Origin of the sequence: Ferruginibacter sp. (assembly GCF_028288465.1) — a bacterium.
Lineage (GTDB): Bacteria > Bacteroidota > Bacteroidia > Chitinophagales > Chitinophagaceae > Ferruginibacter.
Map to the genome: position 1 here is coordinate 80,124 of NZ_JAQBNR010000015.1, position 11,908 is coordinate 92,031.

The following is an 11,908-nucleotide window of genomic DNA, read 5'->3' on the forward strand; positions in this document are numbered from 1 at the left end:
CGCCACCATTTTCTATTCCCGAATCATTTGTAGTGAATCTACTAAGCTACATTAGAAGATTTTCTAACTCCTTAGGTCAGGTGTCAATTAATTTGCAGTATTGTCTGATTTCTGAGGCAAAAAATCCAAGATCCAACCGGTGCGGCAATAATAAATATTGTTTGCTTCAGGCCGGGCGAACCAATAAAATCGTATAGCAGTCTGTTGATACAGTTTTACTAAGTCGCATATCTTCTATTTTCTTTCTCAGCCAACAGTGTTAATAGCAGGCGGTAAAATACTGCTTATTATGTCAAAAATATGGAATCACCGGCCGCATTTTCAGCCAATCAAGCACTCAGTTTTTTTGATGGTATTACAAGCCTGGCAGCATTCGTGTGCCCGGATTGTGTAACCTATATCACACTTTTGAATAATGGTAATACGGCCATTGTTTCACACCAGGGGAATATTCCTCCCGCGCTATTTGAAGACGATATTTTTAGCACGTTCTGCATAGAAAGTAACACTGCCTGCAACCTGAGCGATACCCGTTGCGAAGCCCGTTTTTCGGACAGTCCATTGGTAGCGCAGGCTGTTGTGGTTGCTTATACCGCTATCCCTCTGAATGATAAGGAGGGAAATGTATTGGGTGCACTGTCAGTTATCGCCAGCCGGGTAATACAACTATCAAACCAGCAAATTCTACTGCTGGAAACGCTTGCCCACCAGGCAGAACTTGAAATAATCAACCGGGAAAAAATTAAAACGCTGGAGGAGCGTATTGCCGGTGTGTTAAAAACAAACGAACTATTAGAACAAACCAGTCAGGTGGCACGCATCGGAGCATGGCAGCTGGACCTTGTAAATCAATCCCTTTACTGGTCGGCAACTACCAGGCAAATTCATGGAGTGCCAGATAGTTATATTCCCGATTTGCAAACCGCCGTTGATTTTTACAAGGAAGGCCAAAGCCGCGATACCATCAGCCGTTGTGTACATGAGGCTATACTCCACAATGCTTCTTATGATGAAGAATTACAGGTGGTTCAACAAGAGGGAACGGTACGCTGGGTGCGGGCAAAAGGAGATCCGGTATTTGAAGATGGAAAGTGCGTGCGGATATTTGGTACTTTCCAGGACATACAATTGCAAAAAGAGCAGCAGGAACTATTGGAAGGAAGTGAAAGAAAATACCGGTCCATTATAGAAAATTCATTAACAGCTGCTTTTTTAACTGATCCTTCTACAGGCACCATACTTGATTGCAATGAAGCCGCTGCTGGTATATTTGGTTATTCACCGGAAGTGTTGAAAACACTGGAAAGAAGAGATCTAATTGACGTTGATGATCCGAAATTTGCGCTGCTTGCTCAACAAAGAAATGAATATGGGCGGATACAGGGCGAACTGACCGGTATACGAAAAAATGGAGAGCGCTTTCCGTTACTCTATTCCTCTGCTCTTTTTCGTGACAGAGAAGGGCAGATGCGGGCAAGTATGTCTGCAATCGATATTTCTTCAATAAAAAAAGTAGAAAATGAATTGCGTTTAAGAAAGGACGAATTCGAGTCGGCTTTTGAATTCGCTTCTATAGGCATGGCACTGGTGGGTTTGCAGGGGCGATGGTTAAGGGTGAATAAAAGCCTGTGCAACATGCTTGGCTATACGCAGGATGAATTGCTGGCAATGACCTTTCAGCAAATTACGCATCCGGAAGATTTAAAAGCTGATCTCGGGTTGGTAAATCAGCTGATTACCGGCGAAATAGAAAATTATAAACTGGAGAAGCGCTATTATACCAAAACCGGGGCTATTATCTGGATCAACCTGAGTGTCTCATTGGTGAAGGGTAGCGAAGGGTTACCTCAACACCTGATTAGTCAGATTGAAAATATCAGTGAAAGAAAAGCTGCGGAGCATTCGCTTGTTGAAGAAAAAGAAACGTTGGCTAATGTGATAGAAGGTACCAATGCCGCGGTGTGGGAATGGAATATACAGACAGGAGAAACAATATACAATGAGCGCTGGGCCGGCATGCTGGGCTATACGCTTGAAGAGTTGCAGCCTGTTAATAAATATACCTGGATAAAGCTGACGCATCCTGTTGACAGGGCGATATCGAACCAGCTGATAAAGGCTTGTTTTAACAGGGAAACAGAACATTATGATTGCGAATACCGGATGAAACATAAGAACGGACAATGGATATGGGTATTGGACCGTGGTAAGGTGATCAGCTTTACAGCAGAGGGTAAGCCTTTAAAAATGTTTGGAATTCATATTGACATTACTGCCCGCAAAAATATTTTTGAAGCCTTACAGGAAAAGCAGGCTTTTATTGAAACGGTGCTGAACACCATTAATGTGGGCATAGTAGCCTGTGATGCCAACGGGGTAAAAATTTTATTAAATAAAGCTACCAGGGAGTTGTGCGGTTTACCCGATGATTATACAGCCTTCAATAATATGGCAGACTTTTACCAGCTCTATCAACCGGACGGGGTTACCATGCTGACAGAGGAAGAGGCGCCACTTCATAGAACACTGGTTGAAGGAGAGATTAATAATGTAGAGATAGCCATAATTCCCAAAAATGGCATTGCCCGTATTTTAAGCGCTAACGGGCACCAGATAATAGATGCCAATGGCGTAGTTTCCGGGGCCGTCATGGCGTTGCATGATATAACGGAACGTAAAAAGGCAGAACAATTGCTGGCTTTCAGCGAAAGACGGTTTAAAGGAATTTTCAATTCCACATTTTCGTTCATCGGTTTTCTGGCACCCGATGGTACACTGCTGGAAGCCAATGAAACCATTTTACGTTTTTCTGGTGTAAAGCCCGAAATGGTAATTAATAGAAAGTTATGGGATTGCTATTGGGGGGAAACTTCTGCTGAGGAGAAGGAAAAACTGAAGGGTAAAATTGCACGTGCGGCACAAGGTGAATTCCTGGAATACGAACTTAAAATTGTGAGTGGAAATGGCAAGCCTATACATATTTTATTCAACCTGAAACCGCTTTTTGATGACGATGGAAAAGTAATAGCCATTGTTTCGGAGGGACGGCCAATACAAGATATTGTGGACGCAAGGAAGGCGTTGCTGGAGAAAAATTCGGAGCTGGAGCAGTTTGCATTTATTGCCTCACATGACTTACAGGAGCCACTGCGAATGATACGTTCTTTTATGCTGCTGTTGCGGGATAATTATGCAGGCCAGCTGGATGCCAAAGCAAAAAAATACATCGATTATGCAATCGATGGTTCTGAAAGAATGACTGAAATGGTAAAACAGCTGCTTACCTACGCAAGGATAGGAAGCAATGAAACCATCAGGGAAGCAATTGATACCAACGAACTTCTGAAGGGCATATTAGCTTTACAAAATGCAGTACTGGAAGAAAAAGAAGCACAGGTAACCGTACATCCATTGCCCGGTATTTATGGCATGAGAACGCCGCTGGTATTACTTTTTCAAAACCTGATTTCCAATGCTGTTAAATACCAGCATCCTGGAATTAAACCACTTATAACAATCTCCGCAAGAGAAACGAGCCGCAATTATGAATTTGCAATACAGGATAACGGAATTGGCATCCCCCAAAATCACCAGGCAGAAATTTTTCAGCTGTTTAAACGACTGCATACTAAACAGGAATATGCCGGTACCGGCATGGGCCTTGCCACTTGTAAAAAAATTGTTGAACAACATAGTGGAAAGATGTGGGTACAATCTGAAGAGGGAAAAGGAAGCGTATTTTATTTTACCATAAAAAAGTAGTAGCGCCGAATTAAGACTACATCGATCTGTAAAAAAATGGAAAAGCAGATGAGTGAAAATGATTTTTTTTAATTGCCAGATCGGCATTTTGAAATCCAATGCGAAGATAAACTAGTTTTAAATGGATACAGCGTTTCGAACGCTCTGTCCAGCAAAAGGCTGCCTTCGTGCATGCCATGAATGCTGCAACTCCTGCAAATTTATTTACCTTCATCAATGTTGAATGTATCCAACAAACGCCCATGCTTTCACAAATGCGAAACTTTTACCGCTCCCCGGGCCACATTAATTCCCTGCCATGGTAAAGGCAAAATAACCAGCAAGTAATGCAAGGGAGATTACGGAGGTTCTGACTATCCATTTTAAAATGGTGAGTTGTAGTGAGTCTTCTTTCATATGTATAGCAGCAATTTTTAAGATGGATAAATATAAAGGTAGGTTTTTAAAAGGAGCTCATCAGCATCCTCAATAACAAATGAGTAACATCCCGGAAACTGGTAAAACTTCTTTTTGTTAATTGCCTGACGATGAAAACTTTCTCAGGTGAAAACCTGAATAATAAAAATGAGAAGGTATTTAAAACTCTCTTTTTTCCATAGCGGAAAATAACTATAAGGCTTGTATTACGACAAAAATAAAGCAAGCTTTAATTATGTTGGATACGCATTATTGCACCTCATTTTTTGTGACAAGAAACTGGTATTCTGCATGCTTTTTTAAATATGCATTTACATAAGGACAGTACACCACTATTTTGAATTGTTTTTCTTTTGCATATTCCAGGGCAAACCGGGCCAACGCGGCAGCAATACCCTTTCCTTCAAAGCCTTCGGGTACCAGTGTATGCATCAATACCAAATTGCCGTTGTGCCAGCGGTATTCAATAAACGCAAATTCACCGTTGCTTAAAAGGGTTTCAAAGTGAAGGCGCTTTTCGTTGTTGATGATTTTTATTTCGTTGCTCATATATACCTGTTTCTGCAAAGATAAATTCCTGCAGCAACAAATTCTTTCAAAAAGTAATTAAAAACTTTGCTACCAGCATACAACTAAAACCTTTGTAATGGGCAGAGGCATCCCGTTTTTTTTTTACTTGCTTTCTGATAAAAAAATTATCCCTTTTTTAAGGGATAAAAGATATGCTGAATTAAGCCCACTTTTATGCTGTACAAATTGCGGCAATAAAAATCATTGCATGAAACGTTCCATCCTGCTTTACCTTGTACTCTTAAATTGCACCATTCAGGCCGTTGCGCAAACCGATAGCTTTGATGTATTCACTTACCAGCCACCTGAGTTTTTTATAAAAAGTGAGTTACCATCCAGGGTACAATCTAATATGATAAGTACCAGCATCAATTTTTGTACAATTACGCTGTATAAAAGTCTTCCTGCAAACAGGGATGCAATGACCGGTATTATCAGCAAGTGGAATGAACAGGTTGTAAAGCGGTTGAATAAAGCCATTAAAAAGCCGGCCAGGATAATGACGGAACAGGTGTGGGATGGATGGGTATCTACGTTGGCGATTGGCAATTTTTATCAGAATAAAAAGAAGTGCGTGGTGATGCTGAACTCTTTCAGAAAAGATTCAATAACCACCTGTGCAGTGTTTGAGATGAGTGATCCCATTTTCAAAAATCCGGTACAACAATTTTCACCAAACATACATTTTAAAAAACAATAATGAAAAAGCAACTACCTCTTGTATTTATGCTGGTGCTTGTTTCAGGCATGGCCTTTTCTCAAACCAAAACCAAACTGCCTGTAAAGAAGGCCGTATCAGCATTGGAAAAATTATTAGCCGGTTCGGGATTGCCGTATAATATGGTAAACGACAGCCTGGCTGTTATCCCGTATGGCGGTGAAAATATTGTGTCGTACAAAGTATTGATACAGTCAATAAGCGATTTGATTATCGTTTTTACAGACCTGTCAGAAGCATTGCCGGGAAAGATTGATTCTTCAAAATACAAATACCTGCTGCAACAAAATAACCAGTTTGATGTGGTAAAAATTTGCATCAGTGGTGAAGATAATTCAGTCAACCTAAGGGCTGATTTATATAAGGCTGGTACCAGCAACGTGCTGCTGAAAAGAGTGATTGAACAGGTAGCCAATGTTACCAATATTATTGGGGGTGATTTTAAATAGGCTTATCATCTCAATCACTTTGTACCTAAATTCATTCTGTAATTACATCCTGGTATATACAATACAAATTGATGCCGTCTGAAAAATCCCATTTTTACCGGATACGAATATGCATGCACCAACAGTAGTTTTATAAAATAATAACCGGATTGATTTTGTCCTGCTAAAAAAAATGCCCGGATATAATTTCATAATTACAAAAAAAACTACAATGAAAAAATTATTCTTTCTTTCACTTACTGTGTTTTTTATTACGGTCGCCACAGCTCAATTAACACCCCGGGTTGAAAAAAACATAATTGTGAGACCGGCAACAAAAATTATTAAAACTAACCCGGTGCCTCCGCCGGCTCCGGCACCAGCAATAAATAAAGAAACCCCTGAGGGCGATCAAACTACCTCTGTGTATACTTTATCTTCTGTAAGGGTTAATATAAAAACCGGTAGTGATAATAAGGAATTTCCCTCCCAGGTATATATTTAAATATGGAAGAAGGGCGAGTTTTTTAACGCCATGTCTGCGCCGGGAAGGTTATATAAAATTGGTACTGTAAATGAAATGGCCGTAAACAGTAATACAGAACTGGGGTTAGGTAAAATTGCGCCGGATGACAAATTAAGTTTAAGCAATTTACAAACCAGCGGAGTTGAACTAAGGATAACTTATTTAGCCAATATTTTTCTGGATGCCTGGAAAATAGACAATATAAGTTGCACGCTTGAGTTCAGGGATCAAAACGGAAAACTTCATCCTTCGATGGGTACAAAAAATATTTCGTTTTCCAATGCCGCCGGATTTTTGGATGGAAAATATAAAGCAATGGTTTGCACAACCGATCAAAACTTTAACCCCGTGTCAGCAAATATCCAGGAGTGGCAGTAGTGCAGCTGATAATTTAATCCGGCTTCAATAAAAATTATTTGTATGAAAAAATACTTGCTTGCATTCATCCTTCTGTTATTATCGGTTTCAGTTTTTACGCAAACCAAACCCAAACCAAAAGAGAAACCTCCCACTAAAAAAGAAATGAGTGATATGATGCAGGAAATGCAAAAGTCAATGACCGGAATGAGTTCTGAAGATCAAAAGTTGCTGAACAGTCGGGTGTTAAAATACCTGATATAAAAGCGGCGAAAAAAACTGTTTCCGGAATCAGTGATGGTCAGATAAAAAAAGGGGTGGACGATGGCAGCAGGATTGTAGTCGGAGTAGAAGCCAGGGCCGGCGTAAACAGTGGCCCTTCACTTACCGGTAACGGTGCACTGCAGGGGCTGGATGTCCGGTAAATTCAATCAATAAATCGCTGAATAATAAAACGTCTAAAATGAAATATACACTAATATGCTGCATGATTTTTTGTGCGGTTTCATCCTCAGCCCAGGATTGTACCCCGGAAATACTGGCAAAAAAAACAGGCAGCTGGAAAGCCGGCCCACAAGGTTCTATTCATAACGTTACTGCTGCTGATTTGGTAAAAGAAAAGGCGGTACTGGCAGCCATCCGCAAAAAGCTTTTGGCTGATTATAAGCCAACGGGCTGTGAGGTGTCTTATAGTAATGTATTTGAAAAAGACATGTCTGCAGAAACCAAATGGATTGCAGATCCCTACCAGTTTGCCATGTATATTCTTCCTTATTTATGCGATACCAAAAGTGCTGATAAATCAAAATATACAGTAGCGATTGCAAGTGCAACAAATGTGAATATTACTGCCAATGCATTGTCGCTTTCCGGGGCGGGCGACTTGTACGCAGCAACTCTTCCTAATGATGATTTCAGGGGATACTTAAAACTTAAAAAGCGGCCACAAAAAAAAGACGGCGCCTGGTTTATGGGTGAAGAAGTGGTAGGTGACGCCGGTACAGCACATGAAATAAAAGAATCCAGTTGGCTGATTACTTATAATGATACGCTTCCGTTTTATTACGTGAGCCGAAAAGAGTACTTACAGATACAACTAAAAAGACTGGACCGGGCGATAAAAGAAAGTCCTGGTGAAAAAGAGTATAACAATAAGTTCATAAAAAACATAAATGACTATCTGGAAAGACCGGAGACAGAACTGAACCAGCCAGCCATTTGCATGTGGAACGAGGAGGAAAGGTTTGAAAAATTTGTAGATGAGGGAACAAAAGGTTCGTTCATTGCCATTAAACCCAATCTGGATTACTATCATAAAAAGTTGCCCAAATCATCCCCTCAATTTTTTACTGCAAAATATAAAATATCAACAGGTGATGATGTATTTGAAGAAAACATTGCCAATATAAAAAAGGCGATTGATTTTGCAACTCTAAAAACTATGCTGGAAAAATAAAGCGCTACATATTATTGGATTCAGGAAACAAGGCATTCATTGTAAGCTTAATTTATCAGGACGCGACAAGCAGTTTTCATTATTCATTTTTGGCTTTACGTTTTAAACCTTCTAATCAAATTTGATGATACTTGTACATGCGGTTTGGCATAAATAATTTGCCAAGCCTGCAAAGCAATCCATATTGTGTTCTTCAGTAATTGCTTTGCATCCTTTGTTGTTGGTATAATCAACCTGGCGTGGTACGCCAGGATGCCCGGCCCCTTTGCATCCCAGGTTAGGCGTTCATTGGGTACAAACTTCTGTACTTCGCTTTTAAGATCGGCGCCAAATGTTTTCCAGGTAAATTTCGTCTTTTCCAAAAGATGCCCGCCGGGCTCATTAACCAGTTTCACTTTTGATGCATTGAAATACCAGTCATGCCAGGTAGCTGCATTGGTTAGCCAAAACCAAACTTTCCCTGGTGTTGCATTTATTTCAATTTCATTATGCACAAATACCGGGGAATTGGAAGGCGAAAATTTCTCCGGGAAAATAATTTTTTGGTTGGGCATATAACAGGTCGGTTTGTCTGATCTGAAGATTGCACTTTTTTTTCTGCCGTTTGCTTAACTGTTTTGCAATTAGGGAAGCACCAGTCGCGATATAGGTTTAAATAACTGGAACTTAATTTTTGAAGTACTGTGTTTTAATTCCCGGAATCAATGCTGATAATTTTTTTATCCTGGTAGCATCGCTGGGATGGGTAGATAGAAATTCGGGTGTTTTATTGGTGTTTACGGCTGCCATCCTTTGCCAGAAGGGGATGGCTTCTTCGGGATTATAACCTGCCATGCTCATAAATATCAGGCCCAGTTTATCGGCCTCACTTTCCTGCATGCGGCTGTTAGGTAATGCCAGCGCCAGGTTGGAGCCTGCCATGTACAATCCCAAAAAAAGCAACTGCGTTTGCTGCTTTTTATTTTTGAGCGCATCTTCCAGTACCAGTCCACCCAGGCTGATCAGCAAACCTTCGCTCATTCGTTCATTACCATGTCTTGCAATGGCATGGGCAATTTCATGCCCCATTACTACCGCCAGGGCTGTTTCGTTTTGCGTTACGGGCAGCAGGCCGGTGTAAACTACTACTTTGCCACCCGGCATGCACCAGGCGTTGACAATATTTTGGTTAATAGTATTGAATTCCCATTTAAAACTTTTTACTTCTTTGCTCATGTTATTTTGTTGCAGGTAAGATTCCACAGCCTGTTTTATCCGGCCACCAACGCGGCTTACCATTTGTGCCCGGTCATCGGTTTGCATCAGCGTAGGGCTGGCTTTTACAACGGAATCGTATTCCGAAAACGCTAATGCCTGTATCATTGAATTGGGTACCAGGTTTAATTGTTTGCGACCGGTAACCGGTACCGTTTTACAGGCAGTAAAAGCAATACAACACAATAAAGTTGAGGTGATAATTTGCATACAATATTTCATGATTAAATTTTTGAAAAGGTAGATTTGTTTTGTTTTTTTAATAATCCCCTGAAAAGGTGATTTTAGCCGGCGTTCGTTTTATACCGGAATGATTTACCTTAAGGATTCAATTAGCCATGTAGAAAATATTTATTAATGAAAAAGTTATTGCTCGCCGCCATTTTTGTCTCCTTATTTATCAGTGCCCGTTGTACAGATACCTTATCCGTTTGCTCGCCCAACGGAAATATTTGCGTAAAAATCTGGTTGCAGAAAAACCTGGTGTATAAGGTTTATCACAAAGGCAATTTAATTATTGCGCCTTCACTGATGGATATGTTGCTGTCCAACGGCAAAAATTTTTCAGTCAATAACAGTATTAAATCCACTTCCTTAAAAAGAACAGCACAGCAAATAATTTCGCCTGTGCCCGAAAAAAGAAAAATCATTCAGGATGTATACAATGAACTCTCCATCCAATTCAAGCAACCCTATAAAATATTGTTCAGGGTGTATGATGATGGTGTAGCTTACCGGTTTGTGACTCAGTTTAAGGATTCTATTACCATACAAAAAGAGGTGGCCGAATTTCATTTTCCCGGAAGTCCGGCCGCATTTTTTCCCGGCATACATAAGCGGGATGATGCGGATATTTTTCATACCAGTTTTGAAGAACAGTATCCTTTGAGGAAGCTGGATTCTATAGCGCCCGATGAAATGGCTTACACCCCCGTGCTGGTGGTGCCTGCAACCAATCCCAAAATTGCCATCACGGAATCTGACCTGGATGATTACCCGGGCATGTTTTTAAATGGCAGTAACGGTGCTGTTTTAAAAGGGGTGCTTGCCAAATACCCGCTGGAAGAAAAGCTTACCGAAGGTGGGTATCCGCAGGCGCTGGTTACAAAACGGGCTGATTATATTGCCAAAACAAAAGGCAGCCGCAGCTTTCCCTGGCGGGTGCTGATCATTGCCGAAGAAGACAAACAACTGCCTTCCAATGATATTGTTTACCGCCTGGCTGCACCCTCCAAAATAGGAGATGCAAGCTGGATAAAACCCGGTAAATCGACCGATGAATGGACCATCAATATCAACCTGTTTAACGTCAATTTTAAAACGGGTATTAATACAGCCTCTTATAAATATTATATTGATTTTGCCAAACGCTTTGGCTTTACAAGAATTATGATGGATGCCGGCTGGAGTGATAACCTGGACTTGTTTAAAATTAACCCTGATATCAATATGGACAGCATCATTCAGTACGCCCACGAGAAGGGAATTAAGATCAATATGTGGACACTGGCATACACGCTCGACAGGCAATTGGATAGCGCCCTGGACAGGTTTAATAAATGGGGTGTGGATTTTATCATGACTGATTTTATTGACCGGGACGACCAGAAGACGGTGAATTTTTATGCCCGTATTGCAAAGGCCTGCGCCGATCATAAGATCATGATCATGTACCATGGCGCTTATCCGCAAAAAGGCTTTAACCGCACGTACCCCAACAATATTACAAGAGAAGGTGTGCAGGGATCTGAATATAATATGTGGAGTAACAAAACTACACCGCCACATGATGTAACGCTTCCCTACACCCGCATGCTGGCTGGTTCGCTGGATTATGAGCCACTGGTGTTTAACAACACCACACAAAAACAATTTCGCAATATTGAAGGCATGGTGATGACGCAGGGCACAAGAAGCCACCAGCTGGCTATGTTTGCTGTATATGATAACCCGATGCAGATATTTGGCGGTAATCCCTCCCAGGCCTGGCTGGAGCCTGCATTTACCGAACTGATGGGTAGCCTGCCTACCACCTGGGACGAAACGAATATCATTGACGGTAAAGCAGGTGAATACATTGTTACAGCCAGGCAAAAAGGCGCAGACTGGTACATCGGTTCCATGACCGATTGGTCAGCCAGGGACATCAATCTTAAGTTTGATTTTATTGCAGAAGGAAATTATAAAGCTACCATTTGCAAAGACGGCGTCAATGCCGAACGTTATGCCGCGGATTATATACTTGCTGACACGATGGTGAAAAAAAATGATACCATACAATTTCACCTGGCACCCGGTGGTGGTTTTTTTGTAAGGTTGGTAAAGCAGTAAATTGCTGTTTAATAATGAGTCTGTTTGCGATGGTGCGCTTAAAAATTTTGAGTCATAAAGCACGGTTTTTAATACAGTCCAATTTGTTC

11 protein-coding genes are annotated in these 11,908 nt (G+C 41.0%); 8 read left to right on the forward strand and 3 right to left on the reverse strand.

The features are described from left to right. Positions 1-300 precede the first annotated feature (300 nt). Positions 301-3,762, forward strand: coding sequence for a PAS domain S-box protein (locus tag JWR61_RS05520; RefSeq protein ID WP_301926841.1), 3,462 nt, complete (start codon positions 301-303; stop codon positions 3,760-3,762). 666 nt (positions 3,763-4,428) lie between these two features. Here the strand turns inward: JWR61_RS05520 and JWR61_RS05525 are convergent. Further along, entirely contained in the window at positions 4,429-4,728 is a 300-nt protein-coding gene (locus JWR61_RS05525) for a GNAT family N-acetyltransferase (protein ID WP_301926842.1), read from the reverse strand. A gap of 229 nt (positions 4,729-4,957) precedes the next feature. On the opposite strand from JWR61_RS05525, the gene JWR61_RS05530 reads away from it, so the two are divergent. From JWR61_RS05530 to JWR61_RS05555, 6 genes are all read left to right on the forward strand, one after another. Then, a complete protein-coding gene (locus JWR61_RS05530; protein WP_301926843.1) occupies positions 4,958-5,449 on the forward strand; it encodes a hypothetical protein in 492 nt (163 codons plus the stop codon). Further along, positions 5,449-5,916 carry a hypothetical protein gene (locus JWR61_RS05535; RefSeq protein WP_301926844.1) on the forward strand — a complete coding sequence of 156 codons (468 nt, stop codon included), beginning with the start codon at positions 5,449-5,451 and terminating at the stop codon, positions 5,914-5,916. Before JWR61_RS05530 ends, JWR61_RS05535 begins: the two co-directional genes overlap by 1 nt. Before the next feature lie 211 nt (positions 5,917-6,127). After that, on the forward strand, positions 6,128-6,400 hold the full coding sequence (locus tag JWR61_RS05540; RefSeq protein WP_301926845.1) for a hypothetical protein: 273 nt from the start codon (positions 6,128-6,130) through the stop codon (positions 6,398-6,400). Between the two features lie 30 nt (positions 6,401-6,430). Next, positions 6,431-6,799, forward strand: a complete 369-nt coding sequence (locus tag JWR61_RS05545; protein ID WP_301926846.1) for a hypothetical protein — start codon at positions 6,431-6,433, stop codon at positions 6,797-6,799. 42 nt (positions 6,800-6,841) lie between these two features. Continuing rightward, positions 6,842-7,042, forward strand: coding sequence for a hypothetical protein (locus JWR61_RS05550; protein ID WP_301926847.1), 201 nt, complete (start codon positions 6,842-6,844; stop codon positions 7,040-7,042). Positions 7,043-7,241: 199 nt separating this feature from the next. Beyond that, positions 7,242-8,234 carry a hypothetical protein gene (locus JWR61_RS05555; protein ID WP_301926848.1) on the forward strand — a complete coding sequence of 331 codons (993 nt, stop codon included), beginning with the start codon at positions 7,242-7,244 and terminating at the stop codon, positions 8,232-8,234. 95 nt (positions 8,235-8,329) lie between these two features. Here JWR61_RS05555 and JWR61_RS05560 read toward each other — a convergent pair whose 3' ends face one another. Continuing rightward, positions 8,330-8,788 carry an SRPBCC family protein gene (locus JWR61_RS05560; protein WP_301926849.1) on the reverse strand — a complete coding sequence of 153 codons (459 nt, stop codon included), beginning with the start codon at positions 8,786-8,788 and terminating at the stop codon, positions 8,330-8,332. A 112-nt stretch (positions 8,789-8,900) separates the two neighbouring features. Then, positions 8,901-9,710 (reverse strand): M48 family metallopeptidase, encoded by an 810-nt coding sequence (locus tag JWR61_RS05565; protein WP_301926850.1) that lies wholly within the window; start codon positions 9,708-9,710, stop codon positions 8,901-8,903. Positions 9,711-9,845: 135 nt separating this feature from the next. Here JWR61_RS05565 and JWR61_RS05570 point away from each other — a divergent pair, with 135 nt between their 5' ends. Next, on the forward strand, positions 9,846-11,819 hold the full coding sequence (locus tag JWR61_RS05570) for a glycoside hydrolase family 97 protein (protein WP_301926851.1): 1,974 nt from the start codon (positions 9,846-9,848) through the stop codon (positions 11,817-11,819). The last annotated feature ends 89 nt before the right edge of the window (positions 11,820-11,908 follow it).